This window comes from Escherichia sp. TW09308, from assembly GCF_000208565.1.
Classification (GTDB): domain Bacteria; phylum Pseudomonadota; class Gammaproteobacteria; order Enterobacterales; family Enterobacteriaceae; genus Escherichia; species Escherichia marmotae.
Map to the genome: position 1 here is coordinate 1,215,851 of NZ_AEME01000001.1, position 20,190 is coordinate 1,236,040.

The window sequence follows — 20,190 nt, forward strand, 5'->3', positions numbered from 1 at the left end:
ACGCTTATCAGGCATGAGGGAAACCTCAATTTATTGGATTTGTACAATTTATCATGCCGGAAAAGGCGCTCGCGCCGCATCCGGCATGAAAAACGAATACTTTGTCAGCAATCTGTAAAATAGCGCATCATTAAGGAGTACCAATGTGCGAACATCATCATGCCGCGAAGCATATTTTGTGCCCGCAGTGTGACATGCTGGTGGCGTTACCCCACCTTGAGCATGGTCAGAAAGCGGCATGTCCCCGGTGTGGCACGACGTTAACTGTTGCGTGGGATGCCCCACGTCAGCGCCCCACAGCATACGCGTTGGCTGCACTGTTTATGCTGTTGCTGTCCAACCTGTTTCCTTTTGTGAAAATGAACGTCGCCGGGGTAACCAGCGAAATTACGTTGCTGGAAATTCCTGGCGTGTTGTTTTCCGAAAACTATGCCAGCCTTGGCACTTTCTTTCTGTTATTTGTGCAACTGGTTCCTGCGTTTTGCCTGATAACTATTTTGTTATTGGTCAACCGCGCGGAATTGCCAGTTCGCCTGAAAGAGCACTTAGGACGGGTGCTTTTTCAACTTAAAACCTGGGGAATGGCGGAGATTTTCCTCGCTGGTGTACTGGTGAGTTTCGTTAAACTGATGGCTTATGGCAGCATTGGCGTAGGCAGCAGTTTTATTCCCTGGTGTTTGTTCTGCGTGCTTCAGTTGCGTGCCTTTCAGTGTGTCGATCGCCGTTGGTTATGGGATGATATTGCTCCTATGCCTGCGCTGAATCAGCCGCTGAAACCGGGGGTGACAGGTATTAACCAGGGGCTGCGCTCCTGTTCTTGTTGCACAGCAATCCTTCCTGCCGATGAACCGGTGTGCCCACGCTGTAGCACCAAAGGGTATGTTCGACGTAAAAACAGTCTGCAATGGACGCTGGCGTTGCTCGTTACGTCGATCATGCTGTATCTCCCTGCCAATATCTTGCCCATCATGGTGACCGATTTTTTAGGTTCAAAGATGCCGTCGACTATTCTCGCCGGGGTGATCTTGCTGTGGAGCGAAGGTTCTTATCCGGTCGCTGCGGTTATCTTTTTGGCCAGTATCATGGTTCCGACCTTAAAAATGATCGCCATTGGCTGGTTGTGCTGGGATGCCAAAGGACACGGCAAGCGTGACAGCGAAAGAATGCATTTGATTTACGAAGTTGTTGAGTTTGTAGGCCGCTGGTCAATGATTGACGTTTTCGTGATTGCGGTGCTCTCGGCGCTGGTGCGTATGGGAGGTTTAATGAGTATTTATCCGGCAATGGGTGCATTAATGTTTGCTTTAGTCGTCATTATGACAATGTTTTCTGCGATGACGTTTGACCCGCGTTTGTCGTGGGATCGTCAACCTGAACCAGAGCATGAGGAGTCCTGACAGTATGGAATCTAATAATGGGGAAGCCAAAATCCAGAAAGTGAAGAACTGGTCTCCCGTGTGGATATTTCCTATCGTCACGGCGCTTATAGGAGCGTGGGTTCTTTTTTATCATTACAGCCATCAGGGGCCGGAAGTGACCCTGATCACCGCGAATGCGGAAGGGATAGAAGGTGGCAAGACCACTATTAAAAGCCGTAGTGTTGATGTCGGCGTGGTTGAAAGCGCCACACTGGCTGATGATTTGACGCACGTTGAAATCAAAGCGCGTTTGAACGCAGGTATGGAAAAACTGCTGCATAAAGATACCGTTTTTTGGGTAGTAAAACCGCAGATTGGTCGCGAGGGCATTAGCGGCCTGGGGACTCTGCTGTCAGGGGTTTATATTGAGCTGCAGCCTGGGGCTAAAGGGGGCAAGCAGACGAGATACGATTTGCTTGATTCACCACCGCTGGCTCCGCCGGATGCGAAAGGGATCCGGGTGATACTCGACAGTAAAAAAGCCGGGCAACTTTCTCCGGGGGATCCGGTGTTATTCCGCGGCTTTCGGGTTGGCTCGGTGGAAACCAGCACGTTTGATACCCAAAAACGTAATATTAGTTACCAGCTCTTTGTTAACGCGCCTTACGACCGACTGGTGACCAGCAATGTTCGTTTCTGGAAGGACAGTGGCATTGCGGTTGATCTCACGTCGGCGGGAATGCGCGTGGAGATGGGTTCGTTGACAACGCTACTCAGCGGCGGCGTCAGCTTTGACGTGCCTGAAGGGCTGGATTTAGGGCAGCCTGTTGCACCGAAAACAGCATTCGTTTTGTATGACGATCAGAAGAGCATTCAGGATTCGCTGTACACCGATCACATTGATTATCTGATGTTCTTTAAAGATTCGGTACGCGGCCTGCAGCCTGGCGCACCAGTGGAATTCCGTGGTATTCGCCTGGGTACAGTAAGTAAGGTGCCTTTCTTTGCGCCGAATATGCGTCAGACATTTAATGATGATTACCGTATTCCGGTACTCATTCGCATTGAACCGGAACGACTGAAAATGCAGCTTGGCGAAAATGCGGATGTCGTTAAGCATCTCGGAGAGTTGTTGAAGCGTGGTTTACGTGGATCGCTGAAAACCGGAAATCTGGTTACTGGCGCACTCTATGTTGATCTCGATTTCTACCCGAATACGCCAGCGATAACTGGGATCCGAGAGTTTAATGGTTATCAGATTATCCCGACCGTTAGCGGCGGCCTGGCGCAAATCCAGCAGCGTCTGATGGAGGCGTTGGATAAGATCAACAAACTTCCGTTGAATCCGATGATTGAGCAGGCGACCAGCACGCTGTCGGAAAGCCAGCGCACGATGAAAAACCTGCAAACTACGCTGGATAGTATGAACAAGATTCTGGCCAGCCAGTCGATGCAGCAGTTGCCGACGGATATGCAGTCAACGTTGCGTGAGCTGAATCGCAGTATGCAGGGCTTCCAGCCTGGCTCCGCAGCTTACAACAAGATGGTGGCGGATATGCAGCGTCTTGATCAGGTCTTGCGTGAATTGCAACCAGTGCTGAAAACGCTCAATGAGAAGAGCAACGCGCTGGTATTTGAAGCGAAGGACAAAAAAGATCCAGAGCCGAAGAGGGCGAAACAATGAAAAAGTGGCTAGTGACGATCGCGGCACTGTGGCTGGCCGGATGCAGCTCCGGCGAAATCAATAAAAACTATTACCAGTTACCTGTTATGCAGAGCGGTACGCAAAGTATCGCCAGCCAGGGTAATCGCCTGTTATGGGTAGAGCAGGTCGCAGTTCCTGACTATCTGGCGGGGAATGGCGTGGTTTATCAAACCAGCGATGTGAAGTATGTGATTGCCAACAACAACCTGTGGGCCAGCCCACTAGATCAACAGTTGCGCAACACCCTGGTCGCCAACCTGAGTACGCAACTGCCTGGTTGGGTGGTTGCCTCCCAGCCTTTGGGAAGCGCCCAGGACACGCTCAACGTAACCGTAACTGAGTTTAACGGCCGCTATGATGGCAAGGTTATTGTCAGTGGCGAGTGGCTATTGAATCACCAGGGACAACTGATCAAACGGCCGTTCCGTCTGGAAGGGGTACAAAATCAGGATGGTTACGATGAAATGGTCAAAGTGCTGGCTAATGTCTGGAGTCAGGAAGCCGCTGCTATTGCGCAAGAGATAAAGCGTCTACCTTAATTATAAATATTTGTAAATATAACCGTCTCCGGCATGTTGCCAGAGGCGGTTTTTTTGTGCAATTCGCAGTAAAAAACTTGTTCCTCTTCACATTTTTTGTACAACCAACATGTCCGTGTGGCTCACAAATATGACAGTGGCGTGAATTTTGCGCATTGACGGCAGTTATGATTCGCGGTATTGCTTAACTGTGATTGCACATTTAGTAATCACTGTTTTCTTTTCCACCAGAAACCAGTATGAGGGAAACGAGGCATGAAGAGACAAAAACGAGATCGCCTGGAACGGGCACATCAACGTGGTTATCAGGCCGGCATCGCCGGACGCTCAAAAGAAATGTGTCCCTATCAGACGCTGAATCAAAGGTCAGAATGGCTGGGAGGCTGGCGAGAAGCCATGGCGGACAGGGTAGTTATGGCCTGATTCTGTCTCTTTAAAAAGAAACCTCCGCAATGCGGAGGTTTCGCCTTTTAATATGCAGCCTGATTTAAATCAGAATGCAGAAGTATCCTGGAACAGACCAACTTTCAGATCGCTGGCGGTGTAGATCAGACGACCATCAACCAGTACTTCGCCGTCTGCCAGACCCATGATCAAGCGACGGTTAACAATGCGTTTAAAGTGAATACGATAGGTCACTTTTTTTGCCGTAGGTAGAACCTGACCAGTGAATTTCACTTCGCCTACGCCCAGTGCGCGGCCTTTACCTTCGCCGCCCAGCCAGCCCAGGTAGAACCCTACCAACTGCCACATGGCATCCAGGCCCAGACATCCCGGCATTACCGGATCACCGATGAAGTGACAACCGAAGAACCACAGATCCGGGTTAATATCCAGTTCTGCTTCAACATACCCTTTGTCGAAGTTGCCACCGGTTTCGGTCATTTTGACCACCCGATCCATCATTAGCATGTTCGGCGCTGGCAATTGTGGGCCTTTTGCGCCAAACAGTTCACCGCGACCAGAGGCAAGAAGGTCTTCTTTTGTATAGGATTCGCGTTTATCTACCATGTTCTCTGTAAGCCTTATTTTATTGAAGCACGCAGGATAGCTAACACGTGTACGCTGAACAAGTCCGATCAGTTCGGAATAAACCAGTTCAGCCAACGTAATGGCCACGGAAAACGGTGACGACCTTCCTGTTGCGATGCTTGCGCAATACGCTCCTGTATGGTCTGCATCAACGTCGTCTGGCCTTCGCCATCCCACATCAGATTTAATAATAAAGGCAGTGCATCAGTGACATCGTCCACTGCCCAGATTGTGAATTTGCCTTCCTCAACCGCCTTCACCAGTTCGCTGTGAAGACTCAAATGGCGAACGTTAGCCGTAGGGATAATCACGCCTTGTTTACCACTTAACTCACGCTGTTGGCAGATAGCGAAGAAACCTTCAATTTTCTCATTTAAACCGCCGACTGGCTGGGCGCGACCGAATTGATCCACCGAACCTGTGATAGCGATACTCTGATTCACCGGTACATCGGCAAGGGCGCTTATCAGGGCGCAGAGTTCAGCCATTGAGGCGCTATCGCCATCCACTTCGCTATATGACTGCTCAAAAGTCAGTGATGCCGAGAAAGGGATCTGTTGCTCGAGCTGCAGTTCCGACATCAGGAACGCCTGCATGATCATCATCCCTTTAGCGTGTATGTTGCCGCCAAGCTCGGCTTTGCGTTCGATATCGGTAAATTCGCCGTCGCCTATATGCACAACACAGCTAATACGAGAAGGTTCGCCAAAAGCGCGCGGATGGCCCGGAAATTCGATAACCGAAAGAGCGTTAATCTGCCCAACGCGTTCACCTTCGGTTTCGATCAGGATCTGCTCCTGAAGGATCTCATCCTGCATCCGTTCGGCAAGGAATCCTTCGCGCCATTCCCGCTGTTGTAGCATCAAGTTTAGCTGCTCGCCGGTAAAGCTATCGCCTTCGCATAAGGATGCGACTTCTTTACACTGGCGCAGGATCCACTGCGGTCCAAGCGGCAGAGTTTCTTGATCACCTGTGTAGCGGGTGGCTTCGCGGATAAGCACAGGCCAGGCATCGGCACCAGGCGCAGGTAACTGGTTATGTCGGGCGATAAACGTAACCCACCGACACCACTGGCTTACTGATCCCGCATCGACAATCTGGAGGGTATCTTCAAATTCACTATAAATAGCCTGCTCAGACAGTTCCGGCTCCATCTCCTGAAAATCAGCCAATGACTCGCGTTCACCGACCAGAATGACTTTAAGCTTCAGCGGTATTGAAGGAACAGAGACAGGGAGGGGGCGCGACTCATCAAACGCTACCCAGTCAAAACGTTCGCGCTTGACGATATTTTTCAGCCGCATCCACAGCAGAGGTTGTGCCAGCAGTGTACGCAAGGAGATGATTAAAATACCGCCATTTGCCTGATGCACCAGCCCTGGTTGCAAGGTAATGTCGCCATTAAACTGGCGAAGGCAGCCAAAGAGTTGTTCCGCTTCCACCCAGTCAGCAATGACGACTTGCGTTAGTGTTGCGAAATTATCATTTGCGCTAACGGCGTTACGTAAGCGAATGGTGTGGCCGGAAATCTCATAGTGACCGCCCATCAGTTGGCCTGCATCGCTTTGTAGCGTGCTTGCGGCATCGGCAATGAAATTCAGATACTCGGACTCTTCCGGGGCTTTCGCCAGCATAAAAGAGGATGATGCTCGGGCGTGCAGTAACTGTTCCAGCGCAAATTGCAGCCGCGGTTGAATGTCACTGAATAAAGGCTCGTTTTCGTCAATCAAATGTGGCTGTGCAAATACTTCCTGATAGCTTTCGGTATCAGGGACTAAGTCACGCCATGCAAGTTTCGTAATGGTCAAAGTTGATGTTTTTTAGTCTGTTGTCAAAGATGCGATTATACCGTAACCGACACTTCAGCACACGTGGAAAGCGCTGACAAAAGACCAGGCATTCACGCTAAAGCATCACAGGATGCGAGATTCTTTTCATCACACAGTTAAAAAACTGATATTCTGTAAAGAGTTACAGGGTAACATTGAGATCGCTATGAAATATCAACAACTTGAAAATCTGGAAAGCGGTTGGAAATGGAAGTATCTGGTGAAGAAACACCGTGAAGGGGAGTTAATCACCCGTTACCTGGAAGCCAGTGCCGCCCAGGAAGCCGTTGACGTGTTGCTATCGCTGGAAAATGAACCCGTGCATGTTAATGGCTGGATTGAAAAACATATGAATCCGGAGCTGGTCAATCGCATGAAGCAGACCATTCGGGCCAGACGGAAACGCCATTTTAATGCGGAACATCAGTACACACGTAAGAAATCAATTGATCTGGAATTTATTGTCTGGCAACGGCTGGCAGGTCTTGCGCAGCGTCGCGGTAAAACGCTTTCCGAAACGATTGTCCAGCTAATTGAAGATGCAGAAAACAAAGAAAAATATGCGAATAAAATGTCTTCTTTGAAGCAGGATTTGCAGGCCTTGCTGGGTAAGGAATAACTTGCAAAGATTATTTACTTTACTGAAGACGAAAAAAACCCCGCGTGAAGCGGGGTTTTTTATCAGACGAGAACTTAAGCCTGCGGCTGAGTTACAACGTCTTTGATACCTTTAACTTCGATCTCTACGCGACGATCCGGAGCCAGGCAGTCGATCAGTGCAGCGCGCTGTTTCACGTTGTCACAGGTGTTGCCGGTAACCGGGTTGGATTCGCCCATACCACGTGCAGAGATTTTGTCAGACGGGATACCTTTAGAGATCAGGTAATCAACGACGGACTGAGCACGACGCTCGGACAGAGCCTGGTTGTAAGCGTCAGAACCGATGCGGTCAGTGTAACCCAGAACAACTACGGAACCGTCTTTCGGATCCAGGTTGCTCAGTTGGCTGTACAGCTGATCCAGAGCAGCCTGACCTTCCGGTTTCAGGGTTGCTTTGTTGAAGTTGAACAGAACGTCAGACTTCAGAGTGAAGTGCTTGGTCTGTACTTCCGGTGCCGGAGCTGGAGCCGGAGCAACTACTGGAGCTGCTTCGCCCTGACCGAAACGGTAGGAAACACCCAGGCTCAGCAGGCCGTTGTCCGGACGAGTGCCGATGGTGTGTGCGTCACCGATGTTGTTGGTCCACTGGTATTCCAGACGGGTAGCGATTTCAGGAGTGATCGCGTACTCAACACCACCTGCGAATACCGGGGAAACGCCGGTGTCGTGGTCTTTATAGGATGCGCCACCAGGTTCGTTAGCCTTGGTGTCCGCACGCCATACCATACCACCCAGACGAGTGTAGATGTCCAGATCGTCAGTGATTGGGTAACCCAGTTTAGCGGTCAGTTGAACGCCCTGAGCTTTGTATGCGCCATTGATGTTGTCGCCTTTGTACGGCATACGACCTAACCAGTCGTAACCCATTTCAAAGCCAACATACGGGTTAACCTGGTAACCACCAAAAGCACCTGCACCCAGTTGGTTTTCGTGGGTCGGACCATTGTTAGGAATGAAACCAGTGTCATGGTACTGGGACCAACCCAGTTTAGCACCAGTGTACCAGGTGTTATCTTTCGGAGCGGCCTGCGCTACGGTAGCGAAACCAGCCAGTGCCACTGCAATCGCGATAGCTGTCTTTTTCATTTTTTGCGCCTCGTTATCATCCAAAATACGCCATGAATATCTCCAACGAGATAACACGGTTAAATCCTTCACCGGGGATCTGCTCAATATTAACTCTACCGATATCTTCGGCTTATGCCGAGCACCCCTGGCGATGTAAAGTCTACAACGTAGTTGAAAACTTACAAGTGTGAACTCCGTCAGGCATATGAAAAAAAAGATTTGTATAAGGTACGTTTAACCTTTTTTGTTAACGATAATTTACAGCATAAAATCGCGGAAACCGCTTCAGACAAGCCTCCGCAGGGAAAATGAGCCATGAGTGAAATCATCAGCCGGACGGTAAAAAAAGTTCCAGGATTAATCCTAAATTTACTTAATGATACAAATTAGAGTGAATTTTTAACCCGGAAAGTTGTCTCGTGGCGTGAGAGGATGCGCTTACTGGACGCATAATGAACCCCATTGCGTTACCTTCATTGGCGGCATCCACAAGTTCAGCATGTTCTTCTTCTGTCAGATCATCTGCTAACCAACCGATCACCACGCTGTAATTTCCTGTGCGTAATGCGCGAACCATTGATTCCACTGTGTGGCAAGGGGAAAGCTGGTTGATCTGCATCACTTTCGTTAAAGGTAGTCCAGCAGCCTGAACCCATTCACGACTCAATTTTTGTTGTGGCGTTAACCATAACTGCCAACGCGATTGTTGGCCGAGTTGTTGTAATAATGGCAAAAGCAAGAGTTGCGTCATCATGGGCTGATCTTCGCGATAGACAACTTCACTAATTAGCCCAGCTGTAGTGTTTTCCGTAGAGACACGCGCGATTTTGCTTGTTGCGGATGAGAACAACGAAGAACGATGTGCATAGCCTGAAGTGTACATAATCAATCCAGCCCTGTGAGTTACTGTATGGATATACAGTACATCCGGTGACAACAAAGATCAACCCTATTTTCGGAAAGTGCCTCGCAAATTTTGTCGTTGGTGGCTGGAAAACATAAATTAATCTTGCCCCTTGAGAATAAGTTGCCTATTTTCGTATTTAACGGATCCGTTAATGTGAATCATTCTTTTATATTATGATTTTAAAAGGAATTTTATGAAAAGCCTCTCCTATAAGCGGATCTATAAGTCACAGAAATACCTGGCAACGTTAGGCACAATTGAATACCGATCATTGTTTGGTAGTTACAGTCTGACCGTTGACGACACGGTATTTGCGGTAGTTTCTGATGGTGAGTTGTATCTTCGGGCTTGTGAGCAAAGCGCACAATACTGTGTAAAACATCCGCCAGTCTGGCTGACATATAAAAAGTGTGGACGGTTCGTTACCCTCAATTACTATCGGGTTGATGAAAGTTTATGGCGAAATCAACTGAAGCTGGTACGTCTGTCAAAATATTCTCTCGACGCAGCGCTTAAAGAGAAAACTACACGTAATACCCGGGAAAGACTGAAAGATTTGCCCAATATGTCTTTTCATCTGGAAGCGATTCTCGGGGAAGTGGGGATTAAGGATGTACGGGCGTTACGTATACTTGGGGCGAAAATGTGTTGGTTGCGGCTGCGGCAGCAAAATAGTCTGGTGACAGAAAAGATCTTGTTTATGCTTGAAGGCGCAATTATCGGTATTCATGAAGCAGCGCTCCCGGTGGCACGCCGCCAGGAGCTTGCTGAATGGGCTGATTCTATTACGCCAAAGCAGGATTTTCCTGCGGAACTTGAGTAATCCTGTGCTGCAGGCGGCCAATTTCTGGCAGTAATGCAATCAATAACCCGATTTGTTGTACAACCAGAGGCTCCTTGCTGTCTGCTCGCGGCTCAAGTTGCTGCATCCGTTGTTTCAGGCCTGCTAATGCCTGATTGACGCGTTCTTCATCGGCAGGTTGATGATGTAGCGCGTCATCAACATAGCAAACAGCATCATCAAGAAACGCCAGAATTTCAGGATTAGTTAACTGCTCACGGTGTGCGCCGAGGGCTGAGATGTAGCTGGTGAATGTATGGTTGAGACACAGTAACCGGAACGCGTCTTCGCGAATTTGCGGTGTAACGTTCGGTTCGCTGGACATATTCGACACTACTGAAGCCAGCTCTGCATCGCGGTTGTGGGCATCGCGGCGGGCAATACGATACGCCAGACGGTTATCACGTCCCTGATGATATTGCTCGAGAATGGCATCGAGATAGCGGCAGTTGGCCTCGGTCGCGCGTTCAAGCATCCTGGGCAGATTGCGGAAACGCCAGTCTGGCCAGATGTAACTTACCGCTGCCCATGCTATGGCACACCCGATTAGCGTATCGATTACGCGTGGCAGCGCCACTTCAAAACCCTCACCCAGCAGATTGAAGCACAGCAGCACCAACAGCGTAATGAACATCGTTGCATGAGCGTATTGCACGTTACGGAAGGCGAAAAAGAGCACGCCGGTAATGACCAGGAGCACCAATTGCCCTTCCAGTGATGGAACAAACCACAGCACTGGAATACCAATCGCAATACCCACCAACGTACCAATAATCCTTAACTTCAGGCGGTGGCGCGTGGCGTTATAGTTTGGCTGGCAAACAAACAGGCTGGTCAGCAAGATCCAGTAACCGTGATGCATCCCGGTTATCTGAATGATGGCGTAGCCGACGCACAACACCAGTGACATCCTTACCGCGTGGCGGAAGAGGGCGGATTCCGGCGTAAAGTTACGGCTAAGGCGCAGCCAGATATCACTTAATCCGTGTGGGCTGTCGTCGGCAAGTTGGCTTTCAGTATCGTTATGCGGCATCGCCTGAGCTTGCTCTGATTCAATCGTCGCCAGTTGAGCATCAATGGCGCGTAAGTTTGTCAGCAGAAATCCCAACGTTTTTAGCAAATCAATCGGCGCACCGTTATCGCGCATCCGCTCAAGCGCTGCGTCAATGTGAGTGAAGGCGCGTTCAAAATGCGGGTCGTGTTGGTAAGGCTGACGCAGCAAAATACAGCGTGACAGTTGCTGGCAAGCTTGTCCCTGCATTGACATCAGCCGCTGGAAACGGAACAGCACGTCGCTGTGGCGAAAATGTTCCCGCAACGTTTGATATTGAATATGAGAAGAGCTGGCACGCTCGTGGATATCTTGCGCCACAAAGTAGTAATGTAATGTGCGACGCGTTCCCCGTTGACCACGATCGCCGCGTAAGCGAGTCAGCAATGAGAGCTTCGTCTGGTTCAGCGTCGCCATTAGTTGCCCGTTGGCGAGAGCCAGTTCGTAGAGCGGCGCCTGGCTTTCGTCTTCTATATCGGGATCGAACATGCGTGATTTCAGTTCCAGATAACGTGCCAGTTGTTCATAGCAACGCGCCAGATTGTCCTGCAATGGGCGGACAGGGAACAGCAGATGGCCGATAAGCGTCAGGATGTTGTACCAGACGGCTCCTGCAAGCAGATACATAGGCTGTTGATACCAGTGCTCATACAGAGATGTTCCCAGCATGGTGTAAATGGCTATCAACAACGCGCCAAAAGCGATAGTCGCGTAGCGTTGCCCCAGTCCGCCGAGCAAAATGAAGCCGCTGGTGGAGAGCGTTAAGCCAATGGCAAACAACCAGGGCCACGGGAACAACAGTTCTACCGAGGCCGAAGCGATAAAAAAGCAGAACAGCGTAATGATGAGGTTACGCAGACGTCCCGCCAGCCGGTCATCGAGATCGGTCAATGCCGCCGCAACCATTCCGAGTGTCAGCGGAATCGTCAGTTTTACATCACCCAGCCACCACGGAAACGCAGTAGTACCGCAAAGTGCGATAAAAATGCGGGCGTAATACAGCCAGGCGCTGTTCCAGGTATAGCGTTTGAGCAAAGGGCTTAGCATAAAGGCCATAAAATTAGATTATTCGAAACGGCGGCGCGCATTCGCTTCACGCGCAGCTTGAGCTGTTTCCACAGAAACTACGCGGCGACCTACCGGCCACAGTGCAATAGCGGCAATTTTAAAGTTCGCAATGCCGACAGGAATACCGATGATGGTGAGGCATTGCGCAATACCAGAAGCAATATGCATTAAGCATAACCACCAGCCGAAGAAAATCAGCCAGAAAATATTCAGTACGGTGCCGCCCGTGTTGAGCAACACATTTTTACCCGCCGGATTCAGTTCATCGACATGAATAGCTTCATTGCCGTAGGGCAACAACGAAAGTTTAGTGATTTCCCAGCAGGAACGAGTCAGCGGTAAGGTAAAAATCAGCACAATACTGACAAGGGTCGCTAACAACCAGGCCAGGGTAGTGGCGAATCCGCCCAGGACAAAGTTCAGAATGTTCAAAACGGTACGCATAAAACCTCGCTTTACTGTGGTTTTCAGTAATGGGCGGCAATTGTAACGTTTTTTTGGGCTGGAGCACGTTTTCTCTGACGGTTACACTGATAAGAAATAACATCGTGTGGATCTACAGAGACATGGAACTGAAAGCGACAACTCTTGGCAAGCGTCTGGCACAGCACCCTTACGATCGGGCGGTGATCCTCAATGCCGGGATAAAAGTTTCCGGCGATCGTCACGAATATCTCATTCCTTTCAATCAATTACTGGCGATTCACTGTAAGCGCGGTCTGGTGTGGGGCGAGCTGGAATTTGTGTTGCCTGATGAAAAAGTAGTGCGTCTGCACGGCACCGAATGGGCTGAGACACAGCGTTTTCACCATCATCTTGATGCTCACTGGCGGCGGTGGAGCGAGGAGATGAGCGAAATTGCGGCCGGCGTCTTACAGCAGCAACTCGATTTGATTGCCACGCGCACCGGCGACAATAAATGGCTGACGCGGGAGCAAACTTCTGGCGTACAGCAACAAATTCGCCAGGCTTTGTCGGCGTTACCGTTGCCGGTCAACCGGCTAGACGAATTCGATAACTGTCGTGAAGCGTGGCACAAATGTCAGGCCTGGCTGAAAGATATTGAAGGCAGTCGGTTGCAGCATAATCAGGCGTACACCGAAATCATGCTCAATAAGTATGCGGATTTTTTCCGTCAGGTTGAGTCTTCACCACTTAATCCGGCGCAGGCTCGTGCAGTTGTCAATGGCGAGCATTCGTTATTAGTACTTGCTGGCGCAGGAAGCGGAAAAACGTCCGTGCTGGTAGCGCGAGCCGGCTGGTTGCTGGCGCGCGGCGAAGCGTCTCCTGAGCAAATCTTATTGCTGGCGTTTGGCCGAAAAGCGGCTGAAGAGATGGATGAGCGTATTCGCGAACGGCTCCATACTGAAGACATTACCGCACGCACGTTTCATTCACTGGCGCTGCATATTATTCAGCAAGGTAGCAAAAAAGTACCGACAGTCAGCAACCTGGAAAATGATACTACTGCCCGTCATGAACTCTTTATTGCTGAGTGGCGCAAGCAATGCAGCGAGAAGAAAGCGCAGGCGAAGGGCTGGCGGCAATGGCTGACGGAAGAAATGCAGTGGTCAGTGCCAGAAGGTAACTTCTGGGATGATGAAAAATTGCAGCGTCGTCTCGCATCTCGCCTCGATCGCTGGGTAAACCTGATGCGGATGCACGGTGGTGCACAGGCTGAAATGATTGCCAGCGCGCCCGAGGAAATTCGTGACTTGTTCAGTAAACGCATCAAGTTGATGGCTCCCTTGTTGAAGGCGTGGAAAAGCGCACTGAAGGCAGAAAATGCCGTTGATTTTTCCGGTTTGATTCATCAGGCCATTGTAATCCTTGAGAAAGGCCGCTTTATCAGCCCGTGGAAACATATTCTGGTCGATGAGTTTCAGGATATCTCACCGCAGCGCGCCGCTTTGTTAGCGGCATTACGCAAGCAAAACAGTCAGACGACGTTGTTCGCCGTTGGCGATGATTGGCAGGCCATTTACCGCTTCAGCGGGGCGCAAATGTCGCTCACCACGGCTTTCCATGAAAACTTCGGTGAAGGCGATCGCTGTGATTTAGATACTACTTATCGTTTCAACAGCCGTATCGGGGAGGTGGCGAATCGCTTTATCCAGCAAAACCCCAGTCAACTGAAAAAGCCGCTAAACAGTTTAACCAATGGCGACAAAAAAGCCGTTACTCTGCTGGAAGAGAGCCAGCTTGATGCTTTGCTGGATAAACTGTCTGGTTATGCCAAACCGGAAGAGCGCATTCTGGTGCTGGCGCGTTACCATCATTTGAAACCCGTCAGTCTGGAAAAAGCGGCGACGCGCTGGCCGAAGTTGCAAATTGACTTTATGACGATTCATGCCAGCAAAGGGCAACAGGCGGATTACGTCATCATTGTTGGTTTGCAGGAGGGGAGTGATGGCTTCCCGTCTGCGGCGCGTGAGTCGATTATGGAAGAGGCGCTATTGCCGCCAGTGGAAGATTTCCCTGACGCCGAAGAACGGCGGTTAATGTACGTTGCGCTGACTCGTGCAAGGTATCGGGTATGGGCATTGTTCAACAAAGAGAATCCTTCTCCCTTTGTCGAAGTCCTGAAAAAACTGGATGTTCCGGTGGCGAGAAAACCGTAAGAAACAGGTGGCATTTGCCACCTGTGCAATATTATTTCAGGCGTTCCGCGAGATAACGCTGATAATCCGGGATCAGAATATCCACGGCGTCGTTGAAATGCGGCGACTGGATGATGAAATCTGCCGTTGCTACGTTGGTAGCGACCGGAATGTTCCACACTGTCGCCAGACGTAGCAATGCTTTCACATCGGGATCGTGCGGCACGGCGTTTAACGGGTCCCAGAAGAAAATCAGCACATCAATTTTCCCTTCAGAAATTAATGCGCCGACCTGCTGGTCACCGCCCATTGGGCCACTTAGCATGGCATTAACGTTCATTCCTGTTGCGCGGGAAATTAAGTTACCCGTGGTGCCTGTTGCATAAAGCTCGTGCTGCTCCAGAAGCGGTTGATGCCGCCCCACCCAGCTCATCAGCGTTTGTTTGCAGTGATCGTGTGCCACCAGCGCAATATGTTTCCGCGCAGTTAAAGTGCGAGTCGTCAGTTCCATAATTTACATCCGTAGTTAGCTTTCCTACAGATTACTGTAAGCACTTACCGCTGCAAGATAAAGACCGAAAAAGCCTGCGCGCAGGCACAAAAATATCAGGAAGATGGTTGTTTTTCCGCCCATTGCAGGAAGGTATTTCGCGTTTGTGGATCAGCCAGCTTAAACCAATACTTCAGCCGTTGTTCAGTGAGCACCTGAGATTGCGGTGGAATCGCATCCAGTTCGGAAACGCCAGAAAGCAGTGTGCTGTCATCTGCCATCATGGTGGCAAATTGCGGAAGCGAGGCGCGCTTCGCAGATTTGTTATAGCGTTCAACCTCTCCTTCATAATCAATCGTTTTTGCGGTTGAGGTAATCGCCAGAATATCCAGCTTTACCGGGATCGGCGTCGCATCGCCATCTAACAATTCAAGGCGCGGAGTGGCATCAAAATGGGTCGCTTCCCGTTCATTCTCCAGACGGGGCAGGCGAAAATTCACCTGGCTGATAAGTTGGGTATTAAAACTGACGACCAGAGGTGGGGAGATATACAGACGTTCTTCATTACCAGAAAGGTTGATGGTTTTCTCGACGCGAAACACTAATTGATGCGGGCCGTTATCCAGTTCAATGCTGTCCGCGCCGCGCAGCAGAGAACTGGAAACTTTCTTGCCGTCGAGCACCAGAAGGTCAACGTCGCTGGACAGCCGCAGCGTGGTGGCAAAAACGGTCACCGGCAAACATAATACAATCAAGGTGGTCAAAATGCCGGTTTTCATAGATAGCTCCTGTCTAATGACCGCCCGAATAATAATGTATCAAAATTTTTCTTTAATCATACTTACTAACATATAGACATATTTCCATCTTTTGCTCTCATACATTCGTATTAGCTGCATGGTTGGTATGTCGGTATTGTCGTACACTTTGGTAAATAGTCTGGAGGAAATGATGAAAGAAACCGATATTGCAGCCATTTTAACGTCCACTCACACCATTGCGCTGGTAGGGGCAAGTGATAAACCTGACCGTCCAAGTTATCGCGTAATGAAATATCTGCTTGATCAGGGCTATCACGTCATTCCTGTCTCACCAAAAGTCGCCGGTAAAACGCTGCTGGGCCAGCAGGGTTACGGTACGCTGGCGGAAGTTCCGGAAAAAGTAGATATGGTAGATGTCTTCCGTAATTCAGAAGCTGCGTGGGATGTAGCGCAGGAAGCTATCGCCATCGGTGCGAAAACCTTATGGATGCAGCTAGGGGTGATTAATGAGCAAGCTGCGGTACTGGCGCGGGAAGCTGGGTTAAATGTGGTAATGGATCGTTGCCCGGCCATTGAGATCCCTCGTCTGGGGCTGGCTAAATAAAAAAATCCCCGGAAGGCAAAAACCTTCCGGGGATTTTATGGGGATTAGTTACGCAGACGCGGTGCCTGGAGTTGCTTGCGGATCGTCTGCGCCAGCTCATCCATTGACGGCTGCTCTGGATGTTCATCCTGCAATTCGCTACTTAGCTGGGCTTCAGCCAGGTAGGTATGAACCGGTAGGCCGTTGTCATCCTCCATCACCACGTGATACCACGGAGCGGCGCGAAGCTCATCGTTCACCGCCAGCTCATCAGGTGACGGTTCAGAGAGCGAATAAACCGGGTCGATATCCACGACCACTCCGAGATAACCTAACAGGGAATGGCGGACCTGCTGGCCGATACCGAATTTGCTGGCAATCATAGTCACCTCCCGGGAAATCTTCACCTTTGATATAAGGACAGAATTCCACATTTCAAGTTACATGACGCGACAGGCAAACCCTTTCAGATATAGCCCTTCCGGGTAGGTAGCGATCACCGGATGATCGGCTGCCTGACGGAACTGCTCTATAAATTGTATATCACGACCGGCATCAATTGCGGCATCAGCGATGATTTTCTGAAATAAATCGCTGGTCATCAGGCCAGAACAGGAGAAAGTCAGAAGAACACCGCCCTCATTCAATAACTGAATTGCCAGCATGTTGATGTCTTTATAGCCGCGGCACGCGCCCATTAGCTGACTTTTGTTCTCAACAAACTTCGGCGGATCCATCACGATAACGTCAAATTTTTCACCGCGATCGCGGTAGGTGCGCAGTAATTTAAAGACGTCATCGCGCACAAACTCAGCTTTGCTCAAATCGAGTTTGTTTAGCTCAACGTTTTTCCGTGCGATATCCAGTGCTTCCTGTGAAGTATCGACACTGACCACCTGGCTACAACCGCCCATCAATGCCGATACTGCGAATCCACCGGTATAAGAGAAGCAGTTCAGCACGCGTTTATTTTCTACATAGCGGCGTGTTGCCAGGCGACTGTCACGCTGGTCCAGGTAGTAGCCCGTTTTGTGCCCGTGTTGAATGTCCACCAGTAGCTTCATGCCATGTTCTTCAATAGGCAGCAGGGCAGGTGGCAGCTCGCCGGTTACTGGCCCCTGGGTCAGCTCCATCCCCTCTTTTTTACGTACTGCCACGTCGCTACGATCGTAAATCGCGCATTCCGGATAGAGCGTTTGTAGGGCGCTGATTAATGCTGCGCGCTGATACTCCGCGCCTGCACTCAGCAGTTGCAGCACCAGAAAATTGCCGAAACGATCAATAGTAATACCCGGCAGGCCGTCAGACTCACCGGCGATTAAACGATAGCTATCGAGACCATCTTTTTTCGCCAGCCAGTCGCGCCACTTTTGCGCCTGTTGTAAGCGGCGGGTGAAAAAGGCAATGTCGATGGATTCTGACGGATCAAACGTCCAGACACGAGCGCGGATTTGCGACGCTGGCGAATAAGCGCCGCGTGCTAACCATTTTCCCTGATGATCAACAATATCGATGGTTTCACCGAGGCTGGCTTTACCTTCCATACGTGCGACGGCACCGGAAAAGACCCACGGATGGCGACGAAGTAATGATTTTTCGCGCCCTTTGGCTAACACTAAACGTACACTCATAATTTACTATTCTGTCGATGCAAAGAAATGGGCGTCATTGTCCGGAGTTTTCCATGGATTTGCAACGCGTCCATTAAGGATAAGGAGAGCGGTGATGTCGAAAGTATGCATAATTGCCTGGGTTTACGGGCGAGTTCAGGGGGTAGGGTTTCGTTATACCACTCAGTACGAAGCGAAAAGGCTAGGGTTAACCGGCTACGCAAAAAATCTTGATGATGGCAGCGTGGAAGTGGTTGCCTGTGGTGATGAAGGGCAGGTGGAAAAATTAATGCAGTGGTTAAAGAGCGGCGGTCCGCGTTCAGCCCGCGTGGAACGGGTGCTTAGCGAACCGCATCATCCTTCTGGCGAATTAACGGATTTTCGTATCAGTTAAATGCATTTCACGGGTTTCGGCAGGCCGGCAATTTTGGTGGCTTGCTTTGCCGGGCCTTTCGGGAACAGTCGGTACAGATAGCGGCTGTTACCTTTTTCTTCGCCAAACTTATTCGCCATCGCTTTTACCAGCATACGAATCGCCGGAGACGTATTAAATTCCAGGTAGAAGTCACGCACAAAGCGCACTACTTCCCAGTGTTCAGGCGACAGCGTAATCCCTTCCTTTTCGGCAATCACGGCTGCCAGAGGTTCGCTCCACAGGCTACTCTCTTTGAGATAGCCTTCGGTATCGGTCTCTATCTCTTTACCTTCGAAGATCAACATATTCATTTACTACCTTAGTCAGACTGGCTGCAGTGTAGCAAAAAACAAAGCCCCGCATAAAGCGAGGCTCTGTAAGTGGTATCGGGCGAGATTAATCGCGGCTGGCGAAGCCAAGAATGCTCAACAGGCTCACGAAGATGTTGTACAGCGACACATACAGACTCACCGTGGCACGAATGTAGTTCGTTTCACCGCCATGAATGATGTTGCTGGTTTCAAACAGAATCGCGCCAGAGGAGATCAGAATAAATACCGCACTGATTGCCAGATGCAGGGCAGGCAGTTGCAGGAAGATATTCGCTACCATTCCAATCAACACCACCACAATACCGGCCATCAGCATACCGCCGAGGAAAGACATGTCTTTGCGGGTGGTAAGCACATACGCAGAGCAGCAGAAGAACACTAATGCTGTGCCGCCCAGCGCCATAGCGATTACGTCGCCCATTCCGGCAGACAGGTAAGTGTTCAGAATCGGGCCGAGGATATAACCGAGAAAACCGGTAAAGGCGAACGCGGAGATAATCCCGGTTGGTTTGTTGGCAGTTTTATAGGTCAGGAACATCAGACCATACATCCCTACCAACGTCAGAATCAGGCCCGGAGATGGCAGCATCAGAACCGTACTGGCCGTCGCGGTAATTGCCGAAAAGGCCAGCGTCAGGCTCAGCAGAAAATAGGTATTACGCAGCACCTTATGGGTGCTAAGTAGTGATGTACGGTCATGTGAAGAACTAACTATACGATCCATGGAGTCACTCTCTATGACAGGTGTAATTAATAAAGCAGCATAATGATATTGCCGAAAGCTACCCAGAGGTTTTACCCATCTTTACGCATTTGATCTGGAACAGATTTAGCAAAGACGAGTTTAACCATTGGGAATGGTATAACGGCATGGTGATTTTGACAGGTAAAAGAAAAAGGGGTTAGCATTTAGCTAACCCCTTATCTTATTTGGCGGAAGCGCAGAGATTCGAACTCTGGAACCCTTTCGGGTCGCCGGTTTTCAAGACCGGTGCCTTCAACCGCTCGGCCACACTTCCGGAATGACGCGAACTATAAACATCCCGATGCGTCGTGTAAACCCCCAATTTGTTTGTTTGCCTGAAAAACAAACAAATTGGTGTTGTTTGCGTGAAATAACAGCAATTTGGGTGTTTCGTCGCCATAAAAACCACTCGTAATCTTCCTGCGTCAGGCTTTTAGGAAAATAAGATCCATTTTTATCGCTAAAAGATAAATCCACACACTTTGTATTGTTTTGTGCAAAACGTTCACTACGCTTTATTAACAATACTTTCTGGCGACGTGCGCCAGTGCAGAAGGATGAGCTTTCGTTTTCTGTCTCTCTCGTGAAGCGATAGT

At 49.9% G+C, this 20,190-nt stretch carries 21 protein-coding genes and 1 tRNA gene; 9 read left to right on the plus strand and 13 right to left on the minus strand.

Translation table 11 applies throughout. The annotated features are described in order from the left end of the window. Positions 1-143: 143 nt before the first annotated feature. From pqiA to rmf, 4 genes are all read left to right on the plus strand, one after another. Positions 144-1,397, plus strand: a complete 1,254-nt coding sequence (gene pqiA, locus ESM_RS0105875) for a membrane integrity-associated transporter subunit PqiA (RefSeq protein WP_000333137.1) — start codon at positions 144-146, stop codon at positions 1,395-1,397. Positions 1,398-1,401: 4 nt separating this feature from the next. Further along, positions 1,402-3,042: an intermembrane transport protein PqiB gene (pqiB, locus tag ESM_RS0105880; protein WP_000445524.1), complete on the plus strand. Its 1,641-nt coding sequence runs from the start codon at positions 1,402-1,404 to the stop codon at positions 3,040-3,042. Beyond that, complete coding sequence (pqiC, locus tag ESM_RS0105885) at positions 3,039-3,602, plus strand: membrane integrity-associated transporter subunit PqiC (RefSeq protein WP_000759092.1); 564 nt, start codon at positions 3,039-3,041, stop codon at positions 3,600-3,602. Before pqiB ends, pqiC begins: the two co-directional genes overlap by 4 nt. A 255-nt stretch (positions 3,603-3,857) precedes the next feature. Continuing rightward, the gene (rmf, locus tag ESM_RS0105890) at positions 3,858-4,025 is read left to right on the plus strand and encodes a ribosome modulation factor (RefSeq protein WP_000828647.1); all 168 of its coding nucleotides are present in this window, start codon (positions 3,858-3,860) and stop codon (positions 4,023-4,025) included. A gap of 69 nt (positions 4,026-4,094) precedes the next feature. On the opposite strand, the gene fabA is transcribed toward rmf, so the two are convergent. Continuing rightward, on the minus strand, positions 4,095-4,613 hold the full coding sequence (fabA, locus tag ESM_RS0105895) for a bifunctional 3-hydroxydecanoyl-ACP dehydratase/trans-2-decenoyl-ACP isomerase (protein ID WP_000227927.1): 519 nt from the start codon (positions 4,611-4,613) through the stop codon (positions 4,095-4,097). A 68-nt stretch (positions 4,614-4,681) separates the two neighbouring features. Further along, positions 4,682-6,442 carry an AAA family ATPase gene (locus ESM_RS0105900; RefSeq protein WP_000156540.1) on the minus strand — a complete coding sequence of 587 codons (1,761 nt, stop codon included), beginning with the start codon at positions 6,440-6,442 and terminating at the stop codon, positions 4,682-4,684. Positions 6,443-6,629: 187 nt separating this feature from the next. On the opposite strand from ESM_RS0105900, the gene matP reads away from it, so the two are divergent. Then, entirely contained in the window at positions 6,630-7,082 is a 453-nt protein-coding gene (gene matP / locus ESM_RS0105905; RefSeq protein WP_001516131.1) for a macrodomain Ter protein MatP, read from the plus strand. Positions 7,083-7,156: 74 nt separating this feature from the next. Here the strand turns inward: matP and ompA are convergent, their stop codons facing one another. Both ompA and sulA read right to left on the minus strand, forming a co-directional pair. After that, positions 7,157-8,209, minus strand: coding sequence for a porin OmpA (ompA, locus tag ESM_RS0105910; RefSeq protein ID WP_010376923.1), 1,053 nt, complete (start codon positions 8,207-8,209; stop codon positions 7,157-7,159). Positions 8,210-8,564: 355 nt separating this feature from the next. Beyond that, complete coding sequence (gene sulA / locus ESM_RS0105920) at positions 8,565-9,074, minus strand: SOS-induced cell division inhibitor SulA (RefSeq protein ID WP_000288698.1); 510 nt, start codon at positions 9,072-9,074, stop codon at positions 8,565-8,567. A gap of 217 nt (positions 9,075-9,291) precedes the next feature. On the opposite strand from sulA, the gene sxy reads away from it, so the two are divergent. Then, a complete protein-coding gene (gene sxy, locus ESM_RS0105925; RefSeq protein ID WP_000839163.1) occupies positions 9,292-9,921 on the plus strand; it encodes a CRP-S regulon transcriptional coactivator Sxy in 630 nt (209 codons plus the stop codon). Here sxy and yccS read toward each other — a convergent pair. Both yccS and ESM_RS0105935 read right to left on the minus strand, forming a co-directional pair. Then, positions 9,884-12,046, minus strand: coding sequence for a YccS family putative transporter (gene yccS, locus ESM_RS0105930; protein ID WP_000875016.1), 2,163 nt, complete (start codon positions 12,044-12,046; stop codon positions 9,884-9,886). The genes sxy and yccS overlap by 38 nt on opposite strands. Positions 12,047-12,055: 9 nt before the next feature. After that, entirely contained in the window at positions 12,056-12,502 is a 447-nt protein-coding gene (locus tag ESM_RS0105935; protein WP_001261229.1) for a YccF domain-containing protein, read from the minus strand. A gap of 122 nt (positions 12,503-12,624) precedes the next feature. Between ESM_RS0105935 and helD the strand changes: the two genes are divergently transcribed. Then, on the plus strand, positions 12,625-14,679 hold the full coding sequence (gene helD / locus ESM_RS0105940) for a DNA helicase IV (protein WP_010376931.1): 2,055 nt from the start codon (positions 12,625-12,627) through the stop codon (positions 14,677-14,679). Positions 14,680-14,710: 31 nt separating this feature from the next. Here helD and mgsA read toward each other — a convergent pair whose 3' ends face one another. Together mgsA and ESM_RS0105950 are read right to left on the minus strand one after the other, a co-directional pair. Continuing rightward, positions 14,711-15,169, minus strand: a complete 459-nt coding sequence (gene mgsA, locus ESM_RS0105945; RefSeq protein ID WP_000424188.1) for a methylglyoxal synthase — start codon at positions 15,167-15,169, stop codon at positions 14,711-14,713. 95 nt (positions 15,170-15,264) lie between these two features. After that, on the minus strand, positions 15,265-15,927 hold the full coding sequence (locus ESM_RS0105950) for a DUF2057 family protein (RefSeq protein WP_000847778.1): 663 nt from the start codon (positions 15,925-15,927) through the stop codon (positions 15,265-15,267). 172 nt (positions 15,928-16,099) lie between these two features. Here ESM_RS0105950 and ESM_RS0105955 point away from each other — a divergent pair, with 172 nt between their 5' ends. Next, positions 16,100-16,513, plus strand: a complete 414-nt coding sequence (locus tag ESM_RS0105955) for a CoA-binding protein (protein WP_001516136.1) — start codon at positions 16,100-16,102, stop codon at positions 16,511-16,513. 44 nt (positions 16,514-16,557) lie between these two features. Here ESM_RS0105955 and hspQ read toward each other — a convergent pair whose 3' ends face one another. Together hspQ and rlmI are read right to left on the minus strand one after the other, a co-directional pair. Further along, positions 16,558-16,875, minus strand: a complete 318-nt coding sequence (gene hspQ, locus ESM_RS0105960) for a heat shock protein HspQ (RefSeq protein ID WP_001295356.1) — start codon at positions 16,873-16,875, stop codon at positions 16,558-16,560. Between the two features lie 57 nt (positions 16,876-16,932). Then, the gene (gene rlmI, locus ESM_RS0105965; protein ID WP_000116311.1) at positions 16,933-18,123 is read right to left on the minus strand and encodes a 23S rRNA (cytosine(1962)-C(5))-methyltransferase RlmI; all 1,191 of its coding nucleotides are present in this window, start codon (positions 18,121-18,123) and stop codon (positions 16,933-16,935) included. Between the two features lie 94 nt (positions 18,124-18,217). Between rlmI and yccX the strand changes: the two genes are divergently transcribed. After that, the gene (gene yccX / locus ESM_RS0105970) at positions 18,218-18,496 is read left to right on the plus strand and encodes an acylphosphatase (RefSeq protein ID WP_000048240.1); all 279 of its coding nucleotides are present in this window, start codon (positions 18,218-18,220) and stop codon (positions 18,494-18,496) included. On the opposite strand, the gene tusE is transcribed toward yccX, so the two are convergent. The 3 genes from tusE to ESM_RS0105985 all read right to left on the minus strand — a co-directional run bounded on the left by tusE (position 18,493) and on the right by ESM_RS0105985 (position 19,868). Further along, entirely contained in the window at positions 18,493-18,822 is a 330-nt protein-coding gene (gene tusE / locus ESM_RS0105975; RefSeq protein ID WP_010376933.1) for a sulfurtransferase TusE, read from the minus strand. The genes yccX and tusE overlap by 4 nt on opposite strands. 91 nt (positions 18,823-18,913) lie before the next feature. Then, on the minus strand, positions 18,914-19,573 hold the full coding sequence (gene yccA, locus ESM_RS0105980; RefSeq protein ID WP_000375136.1) for an FtsH protease modulator YccA: 660 nt from the start codon (positions 19,571-19,573) through the stop codon (positions 18,914-18,916). A 207-nt stretch (positions 19,574-19,780) separates the two neighbouring features. Beyond that, positions 19,781-19,868, minus strand: a tRNA-Ser gene (locus tag ESM_RS0105985). Between the last annotated feature and the right edge of the window lie 322 nt (positions 19,869-20,190).

Bases quoted from the DNA above. Each gene is read 5' to 3' on its own strand.
- ESM_RS0105950 (WP_000847778.1), bottom strand. From the start codon at position 15,927: ATGAAAACCGGCATTTTGACCACCTTGATTGTATTATGTTTGCCGGTG.
- yccS (WP_000875016.1), bottom strand. From the start codon at position 12,046: ATGGCCTTTATGCTAAGCCCTTTGCTCAAACGCTATACCTGGAACAGC.
- rlmI (WP_000116311.1), bottom strand. From the start codon at position 18,123: ATGAGTGTACGTTTAGTGTTAGCCAAAGGGCGCGAAAAATCATTACTT.
- pqiA (WP_000333137.1), top strand. From the start codon at position 144: ATGTGCGAACATCATCATGCCGCGAAGCATATTTTGTGCCCGCAGTGT.
- mgsA (WP_000424188.1), bottom strand. From the start codon at position 15,169: ATGGAACTGACGACTCGCACTTTAACTGCGCGGAAACATATTGCGCTG.
- sxy (WP_000839163.1), top strand. From the start codon at position 9,292: ATGAAAAGCCTCTCCTATAAGCGGATCTATAAGTCACAGAAATACCTG.
- ompA (WP_010376923.1), bottom strand. From the start codon at position 8,209: ATGAAAAAGACAGCTATCGCGATTGCAGTGGCACTGGCTGGTTTCGCT.
- yccA (WP_000375136.1), bottom strand. From the start codon at position 19,573: ATGGATCGTATAGTTAGTTCTTCACATGACCGTACATCACTACTTAGC.
- pqiC (WP_000759092.1), top strand. From the start codon at position 3,039: ATGAAAAAGTGGCTAGTGACGATCGCGGCACTGTGGCTGGCCGGATGC.
- sulA (WP_000288698.1), bottom strand. From the start codon at position 9,074: ATGTACACTTCAGGCTATGCACATCGTTCTTCGTTGTTCTCATCCGCA.
- hspQ (WP_001295356.1), bottom strand. From the start codon at position 16,875: ATGATTGCCAGCAAATTCGGTATCGGCCAGCAGGTCCGCCATTCCCTG.
- yccX (WP_000048240.1), top strand. From the start codon at position 18,218: ATGTCGAAAGTATGCATAATTGCCTGGGTTTACGGGCGAGTTCAGGGG.
- tusE (WP_010376933.1), bottom strand. From the start codon at position 18,822: ATGTTGATCTTCGAAGGTAAAGAGATAGAGACCGATACCGAAGGCTAT.
- helD (WP_010376931.1), top strand. From the start codon at position 12,625: ATGGAACTGAAAGCGACAACTCTTGGCAAGCGTCTGGCACAGCACCCT.
- pqiB (WP_000445524.1), top strand. From the start codon at position 1,402: ATGGAATCTAATAATGGGGAAGCCAAAATCCAGAAAGTGAAGAACTGG.
- ESM_RS0105955 (WP_001516136.1), top strand. From the start codon at position 16,100: ATGAAAGAAACCGATATTGCAGCCATTTTAACGTCCACTCACACCATT.
- fabA (WP_000227927.1), bottom strand. From the start codon at position 4,613: ATGGTAGATAAACGCGAATCCTATACAAAAGAAGACCTTCTTGCCTCT.
- rmf (WP_000828647.1), top strand. From the start codon at position 3,858: ATGAAGAGACAAAAACGAGATCGCCTGGAACGGGCACATCAACGTGGT.
- matP (WP_001516131.1), top strand. From the start codon at position 6,630: ATGAAATATCAACAACTTGAAAATCTGGAAAGCGGTTGGAAATGGAAG.
- ESM_RS0105935 (WP_001261229.1), bottom strand. From the start codon at position 12,502: ATGCGTACCGTTTTGAACATTCTGAACTTTGTCCTGGGCGGATTCGCC.